The sequence below is a fragment of the Agrobacterium sp. CNPSo 3708 genome, from assembly GCF_028674915.1.
GTDB classification, from domain to species: domain Bacteria; phylum Pseudomonadota; class Alphaproteobacteria; order Rhizobiales; family Rhizobiaceae; genus Agrobacterium; species Agrobacterium cavarae.
On sequence record NZ_JAQZSF010000002.1, the window covers coordinates 865,294 to 890,374 of the forward strand.

A 25,081-nucleotide genomic window follows, 5' to 3' on the forward strand; every position below is an offset into this window, starting at 1 on the left:
AGAGGCTCTGGGACAGCATGTTTATTGATAGAGTTCTGGCACGGTTTAAGATCCAGACAAAGGTTATTGTCTTCATTGCACCGTTCATTCTTAGTATTCTTGCGGTTGGTCTCTCGGGTCTTTACACCTCAAAGCTGCTTCAAGGTCGCATGGATATTTCCAACACGACCCTGCAATCCTTGACTGGCTTCAAGCAGGTCTATGAAAGCATGACCTCGTTTCTTCACAACACCACCGAAGAGACGCGAAATACGCTTCATCATCAAATCGATGAGCAGATCACCTTTCTCAAGATGACGGGTGACGGAAGCGATCCGGCCATTCAGGACGCGATTAAAAGCACCTCGCTGATCGGCGTTCAGGTGGATGAGCTGTGGTCCTTTTACCAGAAAGAGCAGGCGCTCAGATCGCAAATGAATGGCGATATTGCTGGTGTGACGAAAGAGCTCAACGGCCTTTTGGCAAACGCCACCAACATCCGCAGCACGCTCGAAACCGATGAGACGAAGGCCAAGGAGATGTTGCGCGAGGCCGACAGGCTGGTTCGCGGCGCGACACTGATCGCCACCGTTGTCACCGAATTCAACAAGCGTACAGTTCCGGAAGAAAAAATTGCGGTCATTCGCGATTCGATTGGCGGGCTTGAGGCTACGGCAAAGTCGCTCTCTGCCATCGCTAGTGCCGACCAGAAGCTGGTCATTGATCAGATTTCCGAAAATGTGAAGCAAATCCGCCAGCAGATCGATGTCGGCGTCGTCAACGACATGACGGTCGGAACGATCGATCAGGCGATCAACATGATGCGCCCGGCAACCATCCGCCTTCAAGGATTTGCAACGGTAAAGTCGCGCCAGGCCACCGAGGTGTTCGGGCAGTTGGATGGCAAGATCGAGCCCGCCGTCAACTTCCTGACGATGGCGCGGCAGATCGGCGACGACGCGAAGAACATGCAGCTTGAGATGGCCGGCTTTGCCGCAGCCCCGACAAAAGACGGGTTGGAGCGGTTTCGCGATATGGCCTTCCGTCTGAGCGTCTCTGCGGGTGCGGTGATGTCCGACAAGACGATGTCGGAAAGCGCCATCAAAAGCGCGACCCTGATCGATGCGCTGTCCACAAAGCTCGACAAGAATGCCGCCGACCTTCTGACCATGTTCAACCAGCGCAAGGCTGCCTTCGCCAAGGCAACGGAAGAAATCGGCCATATTTGGGAGCAGCTGACAGGCTTTGCCGAATCCCAGCGCCTGGCGGCTGATAGCGAACGCAGCAAGGCTGACGGCATCTCTATCTCTGCCATGCTTACCGGTATCCTGATCGCGATTTTCGCCGGCATCGGTCTGGTCATGACCTTCAAGGGCCCAATCCTGACGATCGTCAGCGCCATGAAGCGTCTTGCTACCGGGGACGTCAACGTACCGCTCAACGGCAACACCCGTCATGACGAGATTGGCGACATGGCGCGCGCATTGGAAGTCTTCAAGGAAAATGCCGCTCAACGCCTGCGCCTCGAAGCGCAGACGGAAGAGCAGCGCTCTGCCGCCGAAGCAGAGCGGCAGATGAACGAAGCGGAGCGCCGGGAACTCGATCGTCAGATCCAGTTTGCGGTGTCCGCACTGGGCGATGGCCTGGAACGGCTGTCTGCGGGCGACATTTCCACCATGATCGATACGCCCTTTACCGGACACCTGGAGGAGCTGCGTCTCAACTTCAACCAGTCCATGCAGCGGCTGCGCCAAACGATCGGCGGCATTCAGGACAATGTCGGAACGATCCGCGTCAATGTGCAACAGATGTCGGCATCGACGCTTGATCTATCCCGGCGCACCGAGCGCCAGGCAGCCTCGCTGGAAGAAACCGCAGCAGCCGTGGATGAGGTCAACTCCAACATGCGCAATGCGGTGGAGCGTGCGCGGCAAGCCAACAGCATTGTCGACAATACGCGCCGCCACACAGACGAGTCCCTTGCTATCGTCCAAAACGCAATAGCGGCAATGGAGAGGATCGAGGCGGCTTCGCAGACGATCGGCAATATCATCGAGGTGATCGACTCCATCTCCTTCCAGACCAATCTTCTGGCGCTCAATGCCGGCGTGGAAGCGGCCCGCGCAGGCGAAGCCGGCAAGGGCTTTGCAGTCGTTGCCCATGAGGTGCGGGAACTGGCGCAGCGTTCCGCCTCTGCCGCCAAGGAAATCCGCCAGCTGGTTGCCGTCTCGACGCAAGAGGTCTCGGCAGGTTCAAGCCTCGTCAACCAGACCGGCGACGCCCTGGCGGAAATCGGTGTTCAGATTTCCAAGGTCAGCGATCAGGTGCACCAGATCACCCAGGCGACCCAGGATCAGGCGGTCGTACTGCAGCAGATCAACGGCTCCGTTGGAGAAGTCGATGTGCTCACCCAGCAGAACGCCGCGATGGTGGAGGAGACGAGTGCCGCGACGCAGCAACTCAACACCGAGACAGATCAGCTGCTGCAATTGCTGCAGCAGTTCCGCCTGACGAAGGACAGTGCTGCAACCCGTTACGCAGCCTGACTTAAAAGAGCAGGCCTTCTACAACAGGTCCGGTCATTCGGCCGGACCTATGCGTCTGTAGAAGAAGGTCGTGTCGCAGTAACGCCCATCGGGGAAGAGCGCGAAATCCGGGATGACGCCGGCGCGTTGCCACCCGAAGCGCGGATAGATGGCTTCGGCCTCGCTGCCTGTTGCCGTATCCAGCACGAGAAGCGTCCGACCAAGGCCTGCCGCCTCCGCCTCCACATGCGCCATCAATTGGCGTGACAGACCAAGACCGCGCGCTGTTCGATGGATCAGCAGCTTCATCACGTCGCCCCGGTGAGGCTGGTTGGGCTTGGTGGCAAGACCCACCTGAACCGTGCCAACCACTTTGCCATCCCGTTCCGCCACCGCATGGAGTGTGGTGCCACGGCCCACCGCTTCTGCAACATCCTGCCAGAAGTTGCGCGCGTCGTCTGGTCCGAAGGGCAGCATGAAGCCGACAGAAGCTCCGCCATTGACGCAGTCCGACAGGACGTCGCAAAGATCCGGCAGGGCATCGAGTGTCTCCTGGCGGTCTAAAAGCCGGATGTTTATAATGTTCTCTTCCATCATATACGCTTTCTCTGGTCCAGCACGACGGCATAGCGAGCGGGACTATCGGACGGATTGTGAAAAATGTGGCCCTCGCCAACGGGCATGAAGAGGCAGTCACCCTGCTCTAGCCGGTAGGTCTGCTCTCCAAGAGTCATCTGGAGTGCGCCCTCGAACAGCCAGACATATTGGGTCATGCCCTTGCTGGCCGGGTGGGGCGGGAAGCTGACGCGCGCGGATGCGGGCAACGAAACTTCGACGATGTCGACATCCGAGCCCATGCGGGGTGGCGAAATGGCGCGGCGGACATAACCGGTTTCCGGATCTTTCCACGTCGGTTGATCGCTTCGTTTTACCAGCGGTGATGGCGGCGCCTCACCTTCGGCGAAAAACTGTGACAACGAAAGGCCGAGTGCGGCGCAAATGCGCGCAAGCAATGATGCGGTGGGGCTCGCCTCGCCTCTTTCGATGCGGGATATCATGGCGCGGCTCACGCCGGACGCGGTTGCAAGTCCATCGAGCGTTAGTCCACTTTGCTCACGCAGAAGCTTGAGCCTTGCGGCGATTACCGGTTCGAGCGGGTCAATTAGATTTTCCATGATAAGAGAATATTCGATCTTATAATGGAGTCAATGGACAAAAATGAAGCCGGGACGTGTCGCGCACTCCGGCTTCCTTACTGTTGATCAGACGCTTGCGCGTTCGACTTGCGGCTGCGCACTCTGCTCATTGAGCCTGACATCGATCCGCTTGCCGGTCTCCTTGTCGAAGAAATGCAGCTTTCCGGGATTGATGGTGAGCGCCAAGATTTCCGGAAGCTCCAGTTCGGCGGAAAGCGCCACCGTCAGTGGCTGATCTCCAACGACGCCATGCACCAGCCGCTGCGAGCCGAGTTCCTCGACATAATCGAGACGGAACGGCAAGGCTGGCTCATCACCATTTGCAATGCGCAAATCTTCCGCCCGTATGCCGACCGTCACCGGGCCGGAGGTCGGCGCAACACCATTCAACGACAAGACAGCAGGGCCGATCGCCAGACGATCACCATGCAGTTCGCCGGACAGAAGGTTCATCGCAGGAGAACCTATGAAGCTTGCGACAAAGGTGGAGGCAGGCGTGTGGTAGACATCGAGCGGCGCGCCAATCTGTTCGATGCGTCCCGCATTCAGCACCACGAGACGATCCGCCAGCGTCATGGCTTCCAACTGGTCATGCGTGACATAGATGGAGGTGGTGCCAAGGCGGCGTTGCAGCCGCTTGATTTCCCCGCGCATCGAGACGCGCAGCTTGGCATCGAGGTTGGAGAGCGGCTCGTCGAAGAGGAAGGCCGCGGGCTTGCGCACAATGGCACGGCCCATGGCAACGCGCTGACGCTGACCACCGGAAAGCGCCCGCGGCTTGCGGTCCAGATAGGGCTCGAGCTGAAGCATGCGTGCGGCTTCCGCCACACGCGCATCGATCTCCGCCTTTGGCGTCTTGCGGTTCTTCAGACCATATTCGAGATTTTCGCGCACCGACATATGCGGGTAGAGCGCATAGTTCTGAAAGACCATGGCGATGTCGCGGTCGGCAGGCTCCACATCATTGACGATGCGATTGCCGATGCTGACGGTGCCCTCGGAGATTTCCTCCAGGCCAGCAACCATGCGTAGAAGCGTGGACTTGCCACAGCCGGACGGGCCGACAAGCACGATGAACTCCCCATCCTTGATGGAGATATCCACATCATGAACGGCGCGCATGCCGTTGGAGTAATCCTTGCAGACCTGACTGATTTCGATCTCGGCCATTGTCGGTATCCTTTACTTATCGCTTTCGGTGAGGCCCTTGATGAACCAGCTCTGGAAGATGATGACGATCATCACCGGGGGCAGCATGGCCAGCACCGCGAGCGCGAAAGCCTCGTTATAATCGGGAAGTTGCGAACCGACCCAGACCTGCAGGATCGACTTGATGCCGCGCATCAGCGTGAAGAAGCTCTCATCATTGGTCATCAGCATGGGCCAGAGATACTGGTTCCAGCCATAGACGAACATGATGATGAAGATCGCTGCCACCATGGTGCGCGACAGCGGGATCAACACGTCAATAAAGAATTTGATCGGCCCCGCGCCATCGATGCGCGCCGCCTCCAGCAACTCGTCCGGCACCGACTTGAAAAACTGGCGGAAATAGAAGGTGCCGGTGGCAGAGGCGAGAAGCGGGACGATGAGGCCGGTATAGGAGTTCAAAAGCCCCAATTTGCTCATCACCTCGTAGGACGGCATGATGCGCACTTCGAGCGGCAACAGCAGCGTGGTGAAAATGATCCAGAAGGCGAGCGTCGCGAAGCGAAAGCGGAAATAGACGATGGCGTATGCCGCCATCATCGACAGCACGATCTTGCCGACGGCAAAGCCGATGCCGAGGATCAGCGAGTTCATCACCATGCTGAAGCCGGTCACCTGGCCGGTGAAACCGCCCTTTTGTGTCAGCACCTTCTCATAGGTGGCGACGAAATTGTTGCCTGGCGTCAGAGCCAGTCCATTCATGTGGATTTCGGCGGCGGTGTGCGTCGAGGTCATGAAGGCAACGATGACCGGCAGGACCAGAAACAGCGAGCCGATGATCAGCACCAGATGGTCGAGAGGCTTTGTCTTATACATGGGTTAACACCTCAACCGTAATGGATGCGTTTTTCGAGAAAGCGGAACTGCATGACGGTCAGCACGAAGACCACGACCATCAGGATCACGGATTGCGCCGAGGAGCCGCCGATGTCGTTGCCGCGGAAACCGTCGAGGAACACCTTGTAGACCAGCGTGATCGGATTGTTGGCCGCCTTGTCCTTCACCATCACGTCGATGATGCCGAAGGTGTCGAACAGGGCATAGGTGACGTTGATGATCAGCAGGAAGAAAGCGGTCGGCGCTAGAAGCGGCATGATGACGGTCCAGAACCGGCGAACGCCGGAACGGCAATCGAGATAGGCTGCCTCGCGCACCGAGACCGGCACACTCTGCAGGCCCGACAGGAAGAAGATGAAATTATACGGGATCTGCTTCCACACGGAGACGAAGACCATGGCAAAAGCCGTGTCAAAATAATTGACACCCACCTGCATGTGCCAGCCGAAGAAGGCGGCGATCTTGACGAAGGGGCCGATATGCTGGTCGAAGAACATCATGCCGATCAGGCCCGCAACCGGCGGCGCGATCGCATAGACGGAGATCAGCAGCGTCTTGTAGGCCGAAGAACCGCGGATGACCGCGTCGGCCTTCACCGCTAGCAGCAGCCCTATCGCCAGCGAAAACACCGTGACAAGGATGGTGAATATGCCTGTAAACTTGGCGATGCTGAGATATTCGGCGCTGAAAAGCGCATCTGAGTAATTCGAAAAGCCGACGAAGGTCGAGCCGAAGCCAAAGGGATCCTCGATATAGAACGAGGATTGGACTGCCTGGACGGACGGCCAATAGAAGAAGACGAAAATGACCAGAAGCTGGGGCGCGAGAAAGAGATAGGGCAGCAGCGAAGGGGAAAACTGGACGCGCTTGGCCGTCTCTGTCGCCACGACAGGCTTCTTCGCTTTCGCGGCAAGACCGGGAAGAACCTGTGTGGCATTCGGTTGGGAGGGAACGTAGGTCACGTCCGCAAACCTTCCTTGGTTATGGACCAGACATCTTGTGAAGACGTCGGTCCTTAAATTTTGAGAGAGCGCTGCTTGTGTGCTGTGCGTCATGCCCTGCCATTGAGGCGAGGATGACGGAGCCTTGGAAGCGCCTTGCAATTGGAACGGACCTCCCCTCGATTATGAGGAGAGGTCCTTCGATAGGGTGACGGTATGATCAGCCAGCGGTCTTGGCGAAACGAGCCAGAAGGTCGTTGCCTTCCTTCTCGATGATGTTGAAGGCGTCCTTGACGGAGACTTCGCCGGAGAAGATGCGGCCATACTCACGTTCCATGATCGCGCGGATCTGCGGGTAGAAGCCGAGGCGGTAACCCTTGGACCATTCGCCGCCTGGCAGCGAAAGCTGCTTGATGCCGACTTCGGCAACAGGCTGCTTCTCGTAGTAGCCTTCCTTCTTCGCCAGCTCGTAGGCTGCCTTGGTGATGGCCACGTAGCCGGTCGCTTCATGGTAGAACTTCTGAACTTCAGGCGAGGTGAGGAACTGGAAGAAGTCCGCTACGCACTTGTTTTCAGCCTCAGGCTTGCCGGACATGGCAAACAGAGCAGCACCACCGATGAAGGAGTTGGTGCCAGCGCCCTTGATTGCGCCCCAGTATGGCAGGAAGGTTGCCGAGAACGGCATCTGCGCTGTCTTCTGCAGACCGCCGAAGGAACCCGAAGAACCGATCCAGAGAGCGACCTTGTTTTCTTCGAATGGCTTCTGGTTGTCGTTCCAGCCAGCGCCGTAGTAAGCAAAGTAGCCCTGATCCTTCCAGGACTTCAGCTTTTCGAACATCATGATGAGGTTCGGGTCGGTGACCTTGAGCTTGGTGTCGACGACGCTGTCATAACCGTTGTTGTTGGTGGCGAACTGGACGTTGTTACGCGAGAAGAAGTTCTCGGTGAATTGCCACGTCAGCTGCGACTGAACGAGCGGGATGAAACCGGCTTCCTTCAGCTTCGGGGCAATGGCTTCAAACTCTTCCCAGGTCTTCGGCGCTTCGACACCGGCCTTCTTCAGGGCGTCGGTGTTGATATACATGATCGGCGCGGAGGAGTTGAACGGCATGCCGACGAACTTGCCATCAGCTGCAGCGTAGAAGTAGCGAACGCCAGGAATAAAGGCTTCGCGATCGAACGTGTAGCCGGCCTTGGTGATGATGTCTTCCGCCGGGATGACGGCACCCTTGGCGTTGATGATGGTGGCGGCACCGGCATCGAAGACCTGGAGAATGTTCGGCTGCTCGCCGGAGCGGAAGGCCGCGATGCCGCTTGCCAGCGCTTCCTCATAGGAGCCCTTGGAAACGGGCGTCAACGCGCATGCGCTCTGCGCAGCGTTGAACTTCTGCGCGACCTCATTGATGACTTCGCCATTGCGGCCGCCCATGCCATGCCAGAAGGTGATGTTGGTTGCCGCCATGGAAGATGTTGCGGAAACGCTGAGGGCCATCACAGCCATGGAAATTTTCTTGATCATCTTTCGATCCTCTACCGCCCTTGTTGGGTGAGGATGCGAATAGGCACGTTCCGTGACGGGGATTTTACAGTTTCATGTCAGATTTGTTACGTGAGAAGCTCCGAAATTGCAGGCCGATCGCGTCGGGCAATCGCAGGTAGATCATTTATGTCCCGTCGAGCGCGCCGGGTTGCCGACGACGATGTCGCCTGGCGCGACGCTCTTCGTCACCACGGAACCGGCACCGACGATGGCTCCATCGCCAATCGTCACGCCCGGCAGAATGATGGCGCCGCCGCCGATCCAGACATCCTTGCCGATCAATACCGACCGTGCCCTTTCGATCCCCTGCCCGCGCAACGTGATGTCGCGATGGTGATCGGCGCAATAGATGTGAACGCTAGGGCCGAGCATGGAGCCCGCACCAATCTCGACGCTGCCGGAGTCGAGGATGGTGCAGCCTGCATTGAGATAGACCCTTTCCCCCAGGCTGATATTGAGGCCGTAGCTGCAATGGAACGGCGCTTCGATGAAAGCGCTTCCCGCGGCCGATTTTAGAAGCTTGCCAAGCAGCGGGCCAATCGATCCACGCTCGTCCGGCGGCAGTATATTGTGCTGATGAACGGCGAAACGCGCCTTGACCCGAAGCGCGTCCAGCTCGTCATCGAGACAGCAATACCAGTCCCCAGCAGCCATTTTTTCACGTTCGCTCGGCATGGAATCGTCCTCAAAAAGCATCGATGAAATGGACTGGCAGACGCCGCGGCAAGACCGCGACGATGTCAAAACGCAAAGACAACAGATGCGCATCTTTACGTCGTGCCAGCCAGAGATCGGCAGACGCCCGGATGCGCCGTTGCGATTGCGAACTGACAGCATCAACCGCGCCATTTTCCGATCGACGGGCTTTCACCTCGATAAAGGCGACGACATCCTTGCGCCGGGCAATGAGATCGATCTCCCCAAGCGGCGTACGATAGCGCAACGCCATGATGCGATAGCCCTTCAGCATGAGATAAAGCGCCGCCCAGTATTCGGCAGCGTGGCCGCGTTTTTCCGCACGGCGTCTTTTCATATGCCGCGCATCAGCCGCCATGGCTGTCCTTCATGTCGAGCAGTCTCTGGTAGAGTTCCTTGCGTGGCAAGCCGGTGAGCTTTGCCGCCTCGGCAGCCGCCTTGGCCGCCGGCATGGTGGAGACCAAATCCTTCAACAGCTTTTCGACATCCTCAATATCGGGGATGTCATCATAGGATGGCGGCTCGACAAGAAGCACGATCTCACCCTTCACCGTGCGGTCTTCGTCATAATATTCCGCAAGCTCGCCCAAGGTCCCGCGACGGAACTCCTCGAAAGTCTTGGTCAGCTCACGGCACACAACGGCGCGACGCTCGCGCCCAAGCACGTCGGCGGCGACACGCACGGATGCACCGATGCGGTGCGGGGATTCGAAAAAGATGAGCGTTGCCGGGATTTTCGAAAGCTCGGCAAAGCGATCGCGCTTGCCACGATCTTTTACCGGCAGGAACCCTGCAAACAGGAAGGCGTCGCTTGGCATGCCCGATCCGACGAGTGCTGCAAGCGGCGCGGAAGCGCCTGGAATGGGTACGACGCGATAGCCAGCGTCCAGCGCCAGCTGCCCAAGCCGATAACCGGGATCGGAAACGAGCGGCGTGCCTGCATCGGAAACAAGCGCCACCGACTTGCCAGCCTCCAGAGCAGCAACCAATCTCGGCCCGACCTCCTGGGCATTATGCTCATGATAGGCATAGGGACGGTTGCGAATGCCGTAGCGCTCCAGAAGGATGCGGGTGACGCGCGTATCCTCGCAGGCCAGAACATCGGCGGAGCTTAGCGTTTCGAGAGCGCGCAATGTGATGTCGCCCAGATTGCCGATGGGGGTGGCCACAAGATAGAGGGCATTCTCGAGCGGCCGTGCCGGAACCGAAACGCCCGCGATGCGAAAGCTCTTGCCCGAAGACGTCTCCGTCTGGTCGTGGTTGGTTTCGTCTGTCACGGGTCAGTCCAATCTATTTTGCCATTCCAAGGAAGCACTTATGGGCAATCGGACGCGGCTGAACAAGCTCAAGATGTCACTCTTATCTGTGGATCACGCACGTTAGCGGGGAATAGCAACGGCTAGCGGATGCTGGCCTCTTGCATTTCACACGATAACTCTGCCATTTTGCCTGTCCCATTATCCGGCATCAGGCCGGGAAAGACTATCTTGCCGATCCGGCACCGCCGGGTCGCAACGGTTGAAAGCGGTAGCGTCCATGCGTATTACTCTTGAGCGGTCCAACCTTTTGAAGTCGCTGAACCACGTGCATCGCGTGGTCGAACGGCGCAACACCATTCCGATCCTGTCGAATATTCTGCTGCGCGCATCCGGCGCCAATCTGGACATGAAGGCGACCGATCTCGACCTGGAAGTGACAGAAGCGACACCGGCCATGGTGGAACAGGCGGGTGCGACGACCGTACCGGCCCATCTGCTTTATGAAATCGTCCGCAAGCTGCCGGACGGGTCGGAAGTGCTGCTCGCGACCAATCCCGACGGGTCGTCGATGACGGTGGCGTCCGGACGCTCCAAGTTCTCGCTGCAGTGCCTGCCGGAAACGGATTTCCCTGACCTGACCGCCGGCACCTTCAGCCACAGCTTCAAGCTGAAGGCCACCGATCTCAAGATGCTGATCGATCGCACGCAGTTCGCCATTTCCACCGAAGAAACCCGTTATTACCTCAACGGCATCTTCTTCCACACGATCGAAAGCGGCGGCGATCTGAAGCTGCGCGCCGTCGCGACCGACGGTCACCGCCTGGCACGCGCCGATGTCGATGCGCCATCCGGCTCCGAAGGCATGCCGGGCATCATCATTCCGCGCAAGACGGTTGGCGAATTGCAGAAGCTGGTCGACAATCCCGAGCTGGAAGTCGCTGTCGAAGTGTCCGACGCCAAGATCCGTCTGACCATCGGCGACATCGTCATGACCTCCAAGCTCATCGACGGCACCTTCCCCGACTATCAGCGCGTCATCCCGACCGGCAACGACAAGGAAATGCGCGTCGATTGCAGCAGCTTCGCCAAGGCCGTGGACCGCGTCTCCACCATTTCCTCGGAACGCGGGCGTGCCGTCAAGCTTGCCTTGACCGACGGACAATTGACGCTGACCGTCAACAACCCGGATTCTGGAAGTGCGACGGAAGAAGTGGCTGTTGGCTATGAGAACGATCCGATGGAGATCGGCTTCAACGCCAAATATCTCCTCGATATCACGGCGCAATTGTCTGGCGAAGATGCGATCTTCCTTCTGGCCGATGCAGGCTCGCCCACGCTGGTGCGCGATACGGCGGGGGACGATGCGCTCTACGTGCTGATGCCGATGCGCGTGTAAAACAACAATCTTGGAAAAAAGCCGGCGGAATTTTCCTCCGGCTTTTTTTGGCTCCAGCATTGCGATAAGTTTTTCCACTTGCGACATTTTGCTTTTGATTTGCGCCATACGAGACAAGATGTCGCCACAGTTTCAACAAATGGTGTTTGACGACAAATAAGGGGACGAAAAATGGGACTGAGCCTGAAAGAACGCTTCGGCCGAAAATTCGAAGAAGAAATTCGCTTCTTCAAGGGGATGGTCAATCAGCCGAAAAAAGTCGGCGCGATCGTTCCGACCTCCGGCATTACCGCGCGGCGGATGGCAAGCGTCATCAACCCTCATTCAGGCCTTCCCGTTCTTGAACTCGGACCCGGAACCGGCGTTATCACCAAAGCCATCCTCGGCCGCGGTCTTCGGCCCGATCAGGTGACGGCAATTGAATATTCGACGGATTTCTATCAGCAGCTTTTGCGCAGCTATCCTGGCGTGAACTTCATCAATGGCGACGCCTTCGATCTGGACACGACGCTGGGCGAGCAGAAGGACCAGATGTTCGACTGCGTCATTTCCGCCGTTCCCATGCTGAATTTTCCGATGGCTGCGAGAATCAAGCTGCTGGATGAGCTGCTGAACCGCGTCCCGCACGGCCGTCCCGTCGTTCAGATTTCCTATGGCCCGGTCTCGCCGATCGTGGCGCAGCCTCACCTCTATCATATTCGCCATTTCGACTTCGTGGTGCGCAACATTCCGCCTGCGCAGCTGTGGACCTACACCCGCACCTAGTCTAACCTTTGGGCATGTACGCTCTCTACATGACCCATCCGCAGGTTCGCATCGATCCGAACGTTCCCGTTCCCGAATGGGGACTATCGGATATAGGGGCAGAAAGAGCCCGAAGGGCGTTTTCGCAGCCCTGGGCTCGCAACTTGCGCCGTATCGTCAGCAGCACCGAGACGAAAGCGATCGAAACGGCGCAATACCTTGCCCGAGCCAGCGGTCTCGACGTCGAAACTGTTGAGGACATGCACGAGAACGACCGAAGCGCGACCGGCTTTCTTCCGCCTGACCTCTTCGAAAAGGCTGCTGACTGGTTCTTCGCCCACCCGCATGCAAGCTACAAAGGCTGGGAGACTGCAGCCGACGCACAGGCTCGCATCGTAAAATCGGTCGAAACCATCCTCGCCACCCACGATCCCAGCCAGCCCATTGCTTTCATCGGTCATGGCGCGGTCGGAACCCTTCTCAAAAGTCACCTCAGCCACGATGTCATCCGACGCAGCACCGACCAGCCGCCCGGCGGTGGCAATCTTTTCAGATTCGATCTTGCGGACCGGAAAGTGACATGCGACTGGACGCCCATCGAAAATTGGCAGGGGTGAAGATGATGACCACGAACGAGCGCCTGATCGTTGGCCTGGATGTTCCAACCGTCAAGGAGGCCGAGGCGATCGTCACCGCCATTGGCGATGATGTCATCTTCTACAAGATCGGTTATCAGTTGGTCTTCGCCGGTGGGCTGGAGTTCGCCCGCGAGCTTGCCCAGAGCGGCAAGAAAATCTTTCTCGACATGAAGCTCTTGGATATCGACAACACCGTCGCCTCCGGCGTGGAAAACATCGCCAAAATGGGCATGTCGATGCTGACCCTGCACGCCTATCCAAAGGCCATGCGCGCTGCTGTTGCTGCCGCCAAGGGATCGGATCTTACGCTTCTCGGCGTCACGGTTTTGACCTCGATGGACGATGCCGATCTGGTGGAGGCAGGCTACCAAGGTGACGCGCGGTCGCTGGTTCTCAAGCGCGCCGAACAGGCAAGAGAAGCGGGCATGGGCGGCATCGTCTGCTCGGCTGAAGAATCCTTAGCCGTCCGCGACATCGTCGGACCCGACATGGCTGTGGTCACCCCCGGCATTCGCCCGACAGGCGCAGACGCCGGAGACCAGAAGCGCGTCGTCACACCTTTCGACGCCATTCAGGGCGGTTCGAGCCATCTGGTCGTTGGCCGTCCCATCGTCAAGGCGGCAGACCCGAAGGCTGCGGCACGCGCCATTCTGGACGAAATGCTGCGGGCCAGCTTCCCAGCCAATCGATAAGGACGAAAGCCATGACCAAAGCCTATTGGATCGCCCGCGTGGATGTTCGCGATGCCGAGCGCTACAAGGATTATGTCGCGACAGCCAAGCCGGCTTTCGAACGCTATGGTGCAAAGTTCATCGCCCGCGGCGGTGCATTCACGGAGCTGGAAGGCCAGGCACGCGCCCGCAACGTCATCATCGAGTTCCCTTCGATGCAGCACGCCGTCGATTGCTATAACTCCGAAGAATACCAAGCCGCTGCTAAAATTCGCCAAGAAGTGGCCGACGCGGAAATGGTAGTCGTCGAGGGAATTTGAATAGCACTGGACGGCTCTGTCAGTCGCCTTTCTGCTTCACGCTGTTCTCTCTTCCCGTGCGCCAAGCTTTCAGCTAAGACACCAGAATATATCCATTAACGCTTCGCAGGAGCCGTCCCATGCCCTTGGCCAACCTTCCTCCTCTCGTCACCGTTTTTGGCGGCTCGGGCTTTGTCGGGCGGCATGTGGTTCGCACGCTCGCAAAGCGCGGCTATCGCATCCGCGTTGCGGTGCGCCGCCCGGATCTTGCAGGCTTCCTGCAGCCGCTCGGTAATGTCGGCCAAATCTCCTTTGCCCAGGCGAACTTGCGCTACAAGGACTCGATCGTCCGTGCTGTCGAAGATGCCGATCACGTCGTCAATTGCGTCGGGCTGCTGTTCGAAAATGGCCGCAACACCTTTGACGCCGTGCAGGAGTTTGGTGCGCGCGCCGTCGCTGAAGCGGCAAAAGCGGCAGGCGCGACGCTGACCCATATTTCGGCAATCGGCGCCGATGCGAATTCTTCGATTGGATATGCCCGCACCAAGGGCCGCGCAGAGGCCGCGATCCGCTCCATTCTGCCAGACGCCATCGTTCTGCGCCCATCCATCGTCTTCGGCCCTGAGGACGACTTCTTCAACAAGTTTGCCGGCATGGCCCGCACGCTTCCCTTCCTGCCATTGATCGGTGGTGGAAAGACAAAGTTCCAGCCCGTCTATGTCGAAGATGTCGCAGAAGCCGTTGCCCGCAGCGTCGATGGTCAGCTGAAGCCCGGCGCCACCTATGAGCTTGGCGGCCAAGACGTTCTGACCTTCCGTCAATGTCTCGAGGCGGTCCTGGAAGCAACCTACCGCGAACGCCCGATGATCAACCTGCCCTTCGGCATTGCCTCGTTGATGGGTTCGGTGGCGTCCCTCATTCCGCTGATCAAGCCTCCCTTCACCTCCGACCAGATTGCCCTTTTGAAGAATGACAATGTGGTATCGGCTGAAGCGGAAAAGGTGGGTCTGACGTTGGAAGGCATGGGGATCACCCCCGTTCGCATCACCTCGGTGCTGTCGTCCTATCTGGTCAGCTACCGCCCGCACGGCCAGTTCAGCAATGCGGGAAAAGCCGCTTAAAGCACAATTCTTCCTCTTCTCAGCACGAACGGCGCTTCAACTCTCTGAGTTGACGCGCCGCGTGCTTTGATGAAGTCGATTACGATGCGCTACGATGCCTGCGGTTTTTTTAAAACGCGCTGCAACCAAAGATTACTCCACCCGTTATGACCCCAACGAGCGTTCGGCGATGAATTTGTCGCGACGTTCAAGGGGTGAGAATGTCGCGGAAACGCGTGGGGAATGCCGCAAGCGTGGCGCAAGGGCAACGGTGGAAAAGTCTTCACATTAACCCGGTGTTCAGCAACGTCAGTTATTGGTAAACGCCACAATCACGACACATCCTCCATCGAACAACCAAGCAGCGGCGTGACCGCTCGTATTTTAATTTTGAAAGGCAATGAGAAATGGGCAGGTCTATCGCACTCTTTTTTGCGTGTGCGGCGTTGGTTGTTCTGGCAGGTTCGTTCATGGCTCCGGGCACGGTTGCCGCGGGCAAGACCGGTTGCTCTCCTGCCTATGGGGTTGACCCATGCGCAACGAGCTCCATCTCTGCGCAGTGAGGTCGATGGCTCGGACGGCCGTTGCGTGAAAAGGCTAAGCGCCCGGAGGGAAAATCCAGGGCGCTTTTTTATTGCAGCCGCTCAAGGCCGTCACGAAAGAGAAAGAGCGCCGCGCATCCCTGGATGCACAAGGGACGCTCCATCTTATTCGAGCCTACCCATTGCGTTTTTCGAAAATCGGTCCCGATTTTCGCGCCCATTCCGTGGTGCAACGCAGCATTAAAGTTACGTTAAAAAAACTTCGTCTATTATTTCGTGCCAAAGCCGCACTTTGAGCTTTTTTCCACCACAGATAAGCAACCGCAAGAAACACAAACTCTGAGCGCAAATGCCAACTCTTTATCATTCCTCCATGTCGACAGCATCACGGTTCGTCCGGCTGATCCTTGCCGAATATGGCTTCCAGATCGATCTTGTCGAGGAGCAGCCCTGGGAAAAGAGGCGGGAATTTCTAGCGCTCAATCCTGCCGGTACCTTGCCCGTCTATCTCGACGACAACATGCGCTCGCTCTGTGGGCCTTATGTGCTGGCAGAGTTTCTGGATGAAGCCCACGGCGTGCTGAAGCGCGATCGTCGTCTTCTAGCGGAAGAACCGTTTCAACGCGCTGAAATCCGCCGTCTGACCGAGTGGTTTCTTCAGAAAATGGAAAACGACGTCACCAAGCCCTTGGTGCGCGAGCGCGTCTACAAATTGCAGATGACCGCTGCCCAAGGTGGCGGACCGCCGGACTCGAAACTTTTGCGGACCGCCCGGTCAAACATTCGCCAGCATATGAAGTATCTCGAATGGCTTGCCGGGTCGCGCACCTGGATTGCCGGGGATCGCTTGAGCTATGCCGATCTCGCGGCCGCAGCATCGGTCTCCATTCTTGACTATCTCGGGGAGATCAACTGGCTGGAAGCGCCGATTGCCAAGGAATGGTACCAGCGGGTGAAGTCGCGCCCGTCCTTCCGTCCGCTGCTGGCCGAACGCGTGCCGCGTCTGGCACCCTCTTCCCATTATGCCGATCTCGATTTCTAATCCTGTCACCACGCATTATATATAGCGTCTCAGTCGGCGCAGTGCCGGCAGGCGTCCCAGGAGAGAAGCAATCGACACGGTCTTGCAGAAGCAGGAGCTGCGCGCCCGCAAGCTGACGGATTTCGTCAAAGCGGAAGCAACGGCGCTTGGCTTCGACCTCTGTCGGATCACCTCGCCGGACGCTATTCCGCTGGCGCCGGATCGACTGCGTGAATTTCTCGATAGCGGCTTCCACGGCACCATGGGCTGGATGGCGGAAACGCAGGAGCGGCGGGCCTCCCCCAAGACCCTGTGGGGTGATGTCCGCTCGATCGTGATGTTCGGACTGAATTACGGACCGGATGAAGACCCGCGCACAATCCTCGAAAAGCCGGACAAGGCCGCAATCTCCGTTTACGCCCGCAACCGCGACTATCATGACGTCATCAAAGGACGACTGAAGGAGATCGCAACACGCTTTGCGGCGCGTGCCGGAGAGGACGTGAAGGTCTTCGTCGATACTGCGCCGGTGATGGAAAAGCCGCTGGCTGCCGCTGCCGGTCTTGGTTGGCAGGGCAAGCACACCAATCTCGTCAGCCGCTCCTTCGGCTCATGGCTCTTTCTCGGCAGCATGTTCACCACGGCCGAACTCTGTCTCGATGAGGCTGAGAGGGATCATTGCGGCTCCTGTCGCGCCTGCCTGGAGGCATGCCCGACCAATGCCTTTCCGGCGCCCTACAAGCTCGATGCACGGCGCTGCATTTCCTATCTGACGATTGAGCATAAAGGGCCTATACCGCACGAATTCAGACCGATGATCGGCAACCGCATCTATGGCTGCGACGATTGTCTTGCTGCGTGCCCCTGGAACAAGTTCGCCGCCAGCGCATCGGAAATGAAGTTGCAGGCGCGAGAGGATCTCAAGGAACCCTCCATCGACTTTCTTCTTGGGCTCGATGACGCTGCATTCCGAACCTTCTTCAGCGGATCGCCAGTCAAGCGGATTGGTCGCAATCGCTTCATCCGTAACGTTCTGATCGCGGCCGGCAATTCGAAGGACCAAGGCTTGGTCGAAAAGTGCAAGGGTCTGGCAAGTGATGCATCACCGGAGGTGCGCGGAATGGCCGTCTGGGCACTTTCACAGTTGATGGACAGCCATAACTTCCATGCTTACGCTGCGTCGCACACGACCGAGGACGATTCGGATGTGCAGGAAGAGTGGCGTATCGCAGGAGCATAGATGTCGCAGCTGATGATTTTCGGTGCCGGATATTCCGGCAAAGCTATCGCCAAAAGTCTTCAGGACAGCATGGACCGGGTGTGCGGTACCACGCGAAGCGCGGACCAGGCCGACAAGCTGCAATCGCTCGGCATCACCCCCTTCATTTTCGATGGCGAAATGCTCAATGACGATCTGCGCGCGGCACTCTCAACCGTCACCCATCTCGTCCAATCGATTGCTCCCGGCAAGACGGGCGATCCATTGTTGCGACTTTGCGGTGGGGATGTGCAATCGCTCATGCCGCAGCTGAAATGGGCTGCCTATCTCTCCACCGTCGGCGTTTATGGCAATCACGATGGGGCATGGGTCGATGAAGCAACGCCTTGCAAGCCCGTTTCGGCGCGCTCGTTGGAGCGCGTGGAGGCAGAGCAGGCGTGGATCAAAGTGGCGAACGACGCCTCGGTGCCGCTCTGTATTCTGCGTCTGTCGGGCATTTATGGACCGGGCCGCAACGGCTTCATGAACCTGGAAAAGGGGACTGCCCGGCGCCTGATCAAGCAGGATCAAGTCTTCAATCGCATCCGCGTCGAGGACATCGGGGCAGTGAGCGCTTTCCTTGTGTCGCGCAACGCCAACGGCATCTTCAACGTGACGGACGACGAGCCGGCACCGCCGCAAGATGTCGTGACGTTCGCCGCGGATCTGATGGGGATCGACCCTCCTCCCGAACAATCCTTTGAGACGGCGGAACTCAGCCCCATGGCCCGGTCCTTCTATGGCGAGAACAAAAGGGTCTCGAACGGCAAGCTCCGCCACATAGGCTTTTCGTTTCGCTACCCCGATTACCGCGGATCGCTGCGCCAATTGTGGGAAAGCGGCACCTGGAAAGATGAATGAACGTTCATCTTCAAAGGGTGAAAAATCCATCCAAGTGGCGTTTTGAGAATGTTTATCATCGTCAAATTTGTCTTTAACCTTTTATTAATGTGCAAATTTAGAGGATTTTTTCAGCTTTTAGAAAATTATTTCGCTCGACTTTTGTGAAGTCGTGACTCGTAAGCTGGTGCCGCAATGCTTTTGCGCTTGTGGTTTGATTCTAAAGAAATTTTTCCGAAACCATAGACGGCTATCTAAAATTGGCTTTCACGCTACCGATCACGAATGTTACAGTCTGTAACAGTTCGTGATTGGAAGGAGGCAAGTTTTTGCCATTTTTCCGCGTCCCTAAACTCTCCGCAATTCATTCGGCGCGGGGCCGAGTATCAGGGAAGCACAGTTTGACGACTATCCGACGCATGACTATCGCGGCAGCAACTATTGCCGCCTGCTGTTTTATCGCTCCTCTTCAAGCCAGTGCCGCAAATGGTTGCGGCGGCGCATCTTGGTATGCTCTCACTTCCAAGACTGCTTCCGGCGAAAGGATGAATCCTTCCAATCTGACCGCAGCGCATCGCTCCTTGCGGTTCGGCACCAAGGTCAAGGTGACCAATGCACGCAATGGCAAAGCGGTTGTCGTTCGCATCAATGACCGTGGCCCGTTCATCAAGGGTCGTGTTCTCGACCTGTCCAAGGCTGCAGCCAAGAACCTCGGCATGGTTAGCTCCGGTACGGCGAAAGTCTGCTACGAGATCGTCGCCGCCAAGTAAGACTTGTTTTGCCGCATGTCGTTCTCGCGAGGCCGTTTAGGCGCTTGACGTGAACCATGCTTTGATTTCCGAAGCGCTTGTTCGGGAATTCCAGCCTAAGCCTTGCCCTCGCCGCCATTCGCGTCTACCAACCGGGCATCACAGAATGAGGTAGACAATGCGTTTGGGCGGGCGTTTGGCCGGAGCAATCGAAGTGTTGGCAGATATCGAGGCGCGCAGACGCCCGGTCGCCGACGCACTGAAAGACTGGGGACTGGCGCATCGTTTCGCTGGTTCCGGCGACAGGGCCGCCATCGGCAACATCGTCTACGATGCCCTTCGCATGAAACTGTCCCACGCATGGTTGATGGATGACGATAGCGCCACCGCGCTGGGCTACGCCGTCATGCTGCGCCAATGGGGCAAAACGCCTGAGCAACTGGCGCAAGAGTTCGATGGCGATAAGTTCGCACCCCCGCCTCTTTCCGAAGATTCAATCAACGCACTGAAAAGCCGCTCGCTGGCCGACGCGCCTCTGTACATCCAGGGCGATATTCCGGAATGGGTTCAGCCATCGCTTGTGGCGGCATTTGAAGACGACTGGCTCCGACAGGCAAAAGCACTGAATGAACGCCCGACGCTCGACCTTCGTGCCAACACGCTGAAGGCAAACCGCGACAAGGTGCTCAAGGCGCTGGAAGAGACCGGCGCCGTCGCAACCCGCATCGCGCGTCAAGGTATACGCATTCCAGCGGGCGAAGGTCCGTCGCGCCTGCCAAACGTCACAGCCGAGCTTTCCTTCCAGAAGGGTTGGTTCGAGGTGCAGGACGAAGGCTCGCAGATCGTTGCCGATCTGGCAGGTGCCACGGAAGGTGAGCAGATCCTCGACTATTGCGCCGGCGGCGGCGGCAAGACGCTGGCCATGGCCGCGTCCATGAACAACAAGGGCCAGGTTCACGCCTTCGATGCCGATCGCAAACGCCTGGCGCCGATCATCGAGCGTCTGAAACGTGCCGGCACGCGAAACGTCCAGGTGCATGACAGACCGGCCGGACTGAACGCGTTCCGCGACAAGTTCGACCGCGTTCTCGTGGACGCACCGTGCACGGGCACCGGCACATGGCGCAGGCGGCCCGACACAAAATGGCGCATCACGCAACGCAATCTGGAAGAGCGCGTCGGTCAACAGGCCGAAGCTCTGGATCAGGCAAAGGCCTTTGTGCGGCCTGGTGGTGAACTTCTCTATGTGACCTGCTCCGTGCTGCCGGAAGAGAACGAGCGTCAGGTTCGTCGCTTCTGCGCCGAAAACCCGGAATTCTCCATCACGTCGGCACTTGACCGGTGGACGAAGACCTTCGGGCCGACCGCGACCAGGCCCCATTCCGCAGATGGTGAAACGGTAACTCTGACGCCAGCGACGACGGATACGGATGGCTTCTTCTTCTGCGCCATGACTCGCAAGGGCTAGAAAGGATTTCCTCATATAAACGCTGCTGCAAGGCGATAAGACCGTGTCAGTCCGTTTGTTGGAAAGCTTCTAAACTAGAATATTTGACACCAGTTTATGATTGGTTCAGAACTCGCCTTCACAGCCTCGTTACCGCAGTGCTGGACAGGAGAGAGCATGTTTCGCAAAACCGTTCTAAGCGCCAGCATGGCGCTTTTCGCTGCATCGTCAGCCTTCACCGCGGCTCCCGCAAGAGCAGCGACCGATCCCGCCGCCGTGGTCAAGCACTATGCCGAGTTGGCTGAGGCGAAGTATCAGGATTCACTGACCACCGCAGAAGCGCTGGACAAGGCGATCGACGCGCTGATTGCAGCGCCGAGTGACGCGACGCTGAAAGCTGCCCGCGAAGCATGGATCAAGGCGCGTGTTCCCTACCAGCAGTCTGAAGTCTATCGCTTCGGCAACCCGATCGTTGATGAGTGGGAAGGCAAGGTCAATGCATGGCCGCTCGATGAAGGCCTGATCGACTATGTCGATAGTTCCTACGGCACTGAGAGCGACGAGAACGAACTCTACACGGCCAACATCATCGCCAACAAGAAACTGACCGTTGGCGGAGAAGTGGTCGATGCATCCAAGATCACGCCCGAACTGATCCGAAGCCTTGCAGAAGCTGGCGAAGTGGAAGCCAACGTCACCACGGGCTATCACGCGATCGAGTTTCTGCTGTGGGGTCAGGATTTGAACGGCACCGGCCCAGGAGCGGGCAACCGCCCGTACACTGATTATGACACGAAGAACTGCACGGGCGGCAATTGCGACCGCCGCGTCGATTATCTGAAAGCCGCTTCGACCCTGCTGGTCTCCGACCTGAAGGAGATGGCCGCGAACTGGGCGCCGGATGGCGAGGCGACGAAGAATGTCGAAGCCGATCCCAAGAAGGGCTTGTCCGCGATCCTCACCGGTATGGGCTCGCTGTCCTATGGCGAGCTTGCGGGCGAGCGCATGAAGCTTGGCCTTCTGCTGCACGATCCGGAAGAAGAGCATGATTGCTTCTCCGACAACACCTATAATTCGCATCTCAACGACGCGATCGGCATCGCTTCGGCCTATACCGGCGAATACACCCGCGCCGACGGGACCAAGATGACCGGACCTTCGCTCTCCGAACTCATTGCCGCCAGCGACAAGAAGCTGGACGACGAGATGAAAGCGAAGCTCAACAAAACGCTCGATGCCATGCACGCCATGGAAAAGCGCGCCAAGACCGTTGAAGCCTACGACCAGATGATCGGCGAAGGCAACAAGGAGGGTAACGCCGTGGTGCAGGCCGCCATCGACGGGCTTCTCGACCAGACCAAGACGATCGAACGCGTGATTGCCGCCCTCGACCTCGGCAAGATCGAGCTTGAGGGGTCCCAGAGCCTCGACAATCCAAACGCCGTCTTCAAGTAAGATAGATTGATCCGAAGAATAGATGAGGCTGCCGTCCCGGACGGCCTCATCATCTCGTTTCCATTTCTCCAAGCCGGGTCATCGTGAGCCGAGGACATGAAGCGCACTGATCTCGTTCGGCTTGTCACGCCCACCCTCGCCCTTCTCATATGCGGCCTGCCGTCACTGGCTGCCGATGCGACACGCCGCGACATCTCCCAAAGCGATCTCGATCGCGTTCGCGCCGTCACTAGGCCTACGACCGATTTCTCCAAGGCCGAACCTTTCGAAGCCATGTCCGCCGGTGCGGCGACAACAAGGGTTGCGCCGGGCAATACGTCCTTCTCCCAACCGTCCGCCAACATCGCCCTGGAGCAGGACCAGGACTTCAAGCTCGGCCATGCGCTGTTCCAGAAGCTGTGGGTGTCCTCACCTTCGTCGACGCAGGCTTCCGATGGTTTGGGGCCGCTCTATAACGCCCGCTCCTGTCAGACCTGTCATATCAATGACGGACGCGGGCGCCCGCCGCGTGAGGGCGAGGATGCCGTCTCGATGATCGCCCGCCTTGCACGCGCTCCACGCACGTCTGAGGAAGACAAGCTTCTCCAGGACCATCGGGTCCTCAATTTTCCCGATGTGACCTACGGCGCTCAACTGCAAAACCTCGCCGTGCCGGGTTTGCAGGCGGAAGGCAAATTGACCGTTTCCTATGAGGAGCGGACGGTTACGCTTGGCGACGGCGAAATCGTGTCACTGCGCAAGCCGAGCTATCGCGTCGATGGCTTGGCTGCTGGACCTCTCGAAGCCACAACCTCTATCTCTCCCCGGATTGCGCAGCCGACGCTTGGCCTGGGCTTGATCGAAGCGATCGCTCAAGAAGACATTCTCGCCAATGCCGATCCTGAGGACAAAAACGGCGATGGAATTTCCGGCAAGCCCGCCTTCGTTCGCGACCATCGTTCAGGCACGTTGTCGCTCGGTCGTTTCGGCTGGAAAGCCCAGAACGCAACCGTGCGGGATCAGGCCGCAATGGCCTTTTCGCATGATCTCGGCATATCGACACCCGACGCGCCCAATGCCTATGGGGATTGCACGGAAAGGCAGACGGACTGTCTTGCCATGCCGACCGGGGTGCAAAAGCGGTTGGGCGACACCGAAGCACCCTCCCCTGTTCTTGATCTCGTGACGGTCTATACCGAAAACCTGAGCGTTCCTGCCCGACGCAATGTGGATGCCCCCGATGTTCTGCGCGGCAAACAAATGTTCTACGACAGCGGCTGCGCGACCTGTCACACGCCAAAATTTGTCACAAGACGAAGCGCCGACGATCCCCTTCACTCTTTCCAACTAACCTGGCCCTATTCCGATTTTCTTCTGCATGACATGGGCGACGGTCTGGCGGATGGGCAGCAGGTTGGTGACGCGACAGGCAAGGAATGGCGCACGCAGCCGCTCTGGGGTATTGGCTTGACGGGCGCTGTCAACGGCAACGAGTTCTATCTGCATGACGGACGGGCCCGCAGCCCGACCGAAGCCATTCTCTGGCATGGGGGTGAGGCACAAAAAGCGCGCGACGCCTTTGCCGCCTTGCAAAAATCCGATCGGCAGGCATTGCTGACATTTCTGGAGTCTCTTTGATGGACATTTCGATGCGTAAACTTCTGGCAGGCCTGCCGCTGACGATCCTTCTCTTCATGGGTACGGCGAAGGCCCAGGATGTCGAGTTGATGCCACCGCCGCCGCTCGACCCCGTCAAGGTGCGTGCGACGATGGAAAAGGCCGTCGACGGGTTCATCCGTCCTGGCTATGAGACATTCCGCGACAAGGCACGCGCGCTGGAAAGCAAGATGCAAGCGCTCTGTGCCGATCCATCCGCCAACAAGATGAACGATGCCAAGCGAGGTTTTGCCGATACGGTGGACGCCTGGTCGCATATCGAAATCGTCCGCGTCGGTCCGGTCATCGAACAGAACCGTTTCGAGCGCATTCTCTATTATCCGGACAAGAAGGGTCTGGGCTTGAAGCAGGTGCAGCGCTATCTCGCCGACAAGGATGAGAGCGTAACGACGGCGAAAGGATTGAAGACAAAGAGCGTCGCAGCACAGGGTCTTGGTGCTCTGGAGTTCGTGCTCTACGGTACCGGCGCCGAGGCTTTGACCGGCCAGAAGAATGATTTCCGCTGCCGCTACGGCGCGGCGATCGCCGGCAATCTTGCCAATATCGGAAACGAACTGGTGACGATCTGGACGGCACCGGACGGGACAGCAAAGAACTGGAAAGAACCGGGTTCGGACAACCCTGTCTTTCGCGATGAGCGGGAGGCACTCGTCGCCCTTCTCGGCGTTCTCGTCCATGCATCAGAAGCGATCCGCGACCAGCGCATCGAGACTTTCTACAAGGGGCCGGACAATGTGAAATTTCCGCGCACCGCCATCTACTGGCGCTCCGGTCTCACCTGGAAGAGTATCGGCGACAACATCGCCGCCGTCCAGGATCTACTGCACACCGCCCATATGGGCGATCTCCTGCCACCGGATCAGCGCTCGATCATCGGCTCTATCGACTTCATCGCCAAATCCATGGTCCGCGTCTCCGGCACCATAAATCCCGATGTCGAAAAAGCCTTGGCTGACGACAAGGAGCGCGCCAAGGTCGATTACCTGCTGTTGAACGGCAAAGACCTGATCTACCGCATCAACGACCAATATGGCGGCGCCATCGGTCTGAGCTCCGGCTTTTCGTTCTCGGACGGAGACTGAC

The 25,081-nt window shown here is 58.2% G+C and carries 24 protein-coding genes; 15 read left to right on the forward strand and 9 right to left on the reverse strand.

Features of this window, described 5'->3' with window-relative positions; translation table 11 throughout:
- The first annotated feature begins 17 nt into the window (after window positions 1–17).
- A complete protein-coding gene (locus PVA19_RS06945; protein ID WP_274101735.1) occupies window positions 18–2,525 on the forward strand; it encodes a methyl-accepting chemotaxis protein in 2,508 nt (835 codons plus the stop codon).
- Between the two features lie 33 nt (window positions 2,526–2,558).
- Here the strand turns inward: PVA19_RS06945 and PVA19_RS06950 are convergent, their stop codons facing one another.
- From PVA19_RS06950 to rsmI, 9 genes are all read right to left on the reverse strand, one after another.
- On the reverse strand, window positions 2,559–3,086 hold the full coding sequence (locus PVA19_RS06950) for a GNAT family N-acetyltransferase (RefSeq protein WP_274101862.1): 528 nt from the start codon (window positions 3,084–3,086) through the stop codon (window positions 2,559–2,561).
- A gap of 11 nt (window positions 3,087–3,097) precedes the next feature.
- Window positions 3,098–3,679, reverse strand: a complete 582-nt coding sequence (locus PVA19_RS06955) for a helix-turn-helix domain-containing protein (protein WP_274101736.1) — start codon at window positions 3,677–3,679, stop codon at window positions 3,098–3,100.
- Between the two features lie 87 nt (window positions 3,680–3,766).
- Entirely contained in the window at window positions 3,767–4,870 is a 1,104-nt protein-coding gene (locus PVA19_RS06960) for a sn-glycerol-3-phosphate import ATP-binding protein UgpC (RefSeq protein WP_274101737.1), read from the reverse strand.
- A 12-nt stretch (window positions 4,871–4,882) separates the two neighbouring features.
- Entirely contained in the window at window positions 4,883–5,725 is an 843-nt protein-coding gene (gene ugpE, locus PVA19_RS06965) for a sn-glycerol-3-phosphate ABC transporter permease UgpE (protein ID WP_062443839.1), read from the reverse strand.
- An 11-nt stretch (window positions 5,726–5,736) separates the two neighbouring features.
- Window positions 5,737–6,708, reverse strand: a complete 972-nt coding sequence (locus tag PVA19_RS06970; protein ID WP_274101738.1) for an ABC transporter permease subunit — start codon at window positions 6,706–6,708, stop codon at window positions 5,737–5,739.
- Window positions 6,709–6,907: 199 nt separating this feature from the next.
- On the reverse strand, window positions 6,908–8,206 hold the full coding sequence (locus tag PVA19_RS06975; RefSeq protein ID WP_274101739.1) for an extracellular solute-binding protein: 1,299 nt from the start codon (window positions 8,204–8,206) through the stop codon (window positions 6,908–6,910).
- 141 nt (window positions 8,207–8,347) lie between these two features.
- The gene (locus tag PVA19_RS06980; protein WP_274101740.1) at window positions 8,348–8,902 is read right to left on the reverse strand and encodes a sugar O-acetyltransferase; all 555 of its coding nucleotides are present in this window, start codon (window positions 8,900–8,902) and stop codon (window positions 8,348–8,350) included.
- A 10-nt stretch (window positions 8,903–8,912) separates the two neighbouring features.
- Window positions 8,913–9,281, reverse strand: coding sequence for a YraN family protein (locus PVA19_RS06985; protein ID WP_274101741.1), 369 nt, complete (start codon window positions 9,279–9,281; stop codon window positions 8,913–8,915).
- Window positions 9,271–10,200, reverse strand: coding sequence for a 16S rRNA (cytidine(1402)-2'-O)-methyltransferase (gene rsmI / locus PVA19_RS06990; RefSeq protein WP_443111626.1), 930 nt, complete (start codon window positions 10,198–10,200; stop codon window positions 9,271–9,273). Before rsmI ends, PVA19_RS06985 begins: the two co-directional genes overlap by 11 nt.
- A gap of 259 nt (window positions 10,201–10,459) precedes the next feature.
- Between rsmI and dnaN the strand changes: the two genes are divergently transcribed.
- The 14 genes from dnaN to PVA19_RS07060 all read left to right on the forward strand — a co-directional run bounded on the left by dnaN (window position 10,460) and on the right by PVA19_RS07060 (window position 25,080).
- Window positions 10,460–11,578: a DNA polymerase III subunit beta gene (dnaN, locus tag PVA19_RS06995; protein ID WP_062423674.1), complete on the forward strand. Its 1,119-nt coding sequence runs from the start codon at window positions 10,460–10,462 to the stop codon at window positions 11,576–11,578.
- Window positions 11,579–11,749: 171 nt separating this feature from the next.
- Complete coding sequence (gene pmtA / locus PVA19_RS07000) at window positions 11,750–12,343, forward strand: phospholipid N-methyltransferase PmtA (RefSeq protein ID WP_274101742.1); 594 nt, start codon at window positions 11,750–11,752, stop codon at window positions 12,341–12,343.
- 14 nt (window positions 12,344–12,357) lie between these two features.
- Window positions 12,358–12,939, forward strand: coding sequence for a histidine phosphatase family protein (locus PVA19_RS07005; RefSeq protein ID WP_274101743.1), 582 nt, complete (start codon window positions 12,358–12,360; stop codon window positions 12,937–12,939).
- A 5-nt stretch (window positions 12,940–12,944) separates the two neighbouring features.
- Window positions 12,945–13,652: an orotidine-5'-phosphate decarboxylase gene (gene pyrF / locus PVA19_RS07010; protein WP_274101864.1), complete on the forward strand. Its 708-nt coding sequence runs from the start codon at window positions 12,945–12,947 to the stop codon at window positions 13,650–13,652.
- Between the two features lie 11 nt (window positions 13,653–13,663).
- Window positions 13,664–13,951 (forward strand): DUF1330 domain-containing protein, encoded by a 288-nt coding sequence (locus tag PVA19_RS07015; RefSeq protein ID WP_062423671.1) that lies wholly within the window; start codon window positions 13,664–13,666, stop codon window positions 13,949–13,951.
- A 119-nt stretch (window positions 13,952–14,070) separates the two neighbouring features.
- The gene (locus tag PVA19_RS07020) at window positions 14,071–15,051 is read left to right on the forward strand and encodes a complex I NDUFA9 subunit family protein (RefSeq protein ID WP_274101744.1); all 981 of its coding nucleotides are present in this window, start codon (window positions 14,071–14,073) and stop codon (window positions 15,049–15,051) included.
- 870 nt (window positions 15,052–15,921) lie between these two features.
- Window positions 15,922–16,614, forward strand: coding sequence for a glutathione S-transferase family protein (locus PVA19_RS07025; RefSeq protein ID WP_062423668.1), 693 nt, complete (start codon window positions 15,922–15,924; stop codon window positions 16,612–16,614).
- Window positions 16,615–16,696: 82 nt separating this feature from the next.
- Window positions 16,697–17,833, forward strand: a complete 1,137-nt coding sequence (queG, locus tag PVA19_RS07030) for a tRNA epoxyqueuosine(34) reductase QueG (protein WP_274101745.1) — start codon at window positions 16,697–16,699, stop codon at window positions 17,831–17,833.
- Window positions 17,834–18,712, forward strand: a complete 879-nt coding sequence (locus PVA19_RS07035; protein WP_274101746.1) for an SDR family oxidoreductase — start codon at window positions 17,834–17,836, stop codon at window positions 18,710–18,712.
- A 380-nt stretch (window positions 18,713–19,092) separates the two neighbouring features.
- Window positions 19,093–19,461, forward strand: a complete 369-nt coding sequence (locus PVA19_RS07040) for a septal ring lytic transglycosylase RlpA family protein (RefSeq protein WP_112359003.1) — start codon at window positions 19,093–19,095, stop codon at window positions 19,459–19,461.
- A 157-nt stretch (window positions 19,462–19,618) separates the two neighbouring features.
- Window positions 19,619–20,908 carry an RsmB/NOP family class I SAM-dependent RNA methyltransferase gene (locus PVA19_RS07045; RefSeq protein WP_113261403.1) on the forward strand — a complete coding sequence of 430 codons (1,290 nt, stop codon included), beginning with the start codon at window positions 19,619–19,621 and terminating at the stop codon, window positions 20,906–20,908.
- Between the two features lie 156 nt (window positions 20,909–21,064).
- Entirely contained in the window at window positions 21,065–22,342 is a 1,278-nt protein-coding gene (locus PVA19_RS07050) for an imelysin family protein (protein WP_274101747.1), read from the forward strand.
- A gap of 96 nt (window positions 22,343–22,438) precedes the next feature.
- Window positions 22,439–23,959, forward strand: coding sequence for a di-heme oxidoreductase family protein (locus PVA19_RS07055; protein WP_274101749.1), 1,521 nt, complete (start codon window positions 22,439–22,441; stop codon window positions 23,957–23,959).
- Window positions 23,959–25,080: an imelysin family protein gene (locus tag PVA19_RS07060; protein ID WP_274101750.1), complete on the forward strand. Its 1,122-nt coding sequence runs from the start codon at window positions 23,959–23,961 to the stop codon at window positions 25,078–25,080. Before PVA19_RS07055 ends, PVA19_RS07060 begins: the two co-directional genes overlap by 1 nt.
- Window position 25,081 lies beyond the last annotated feature (1 nt).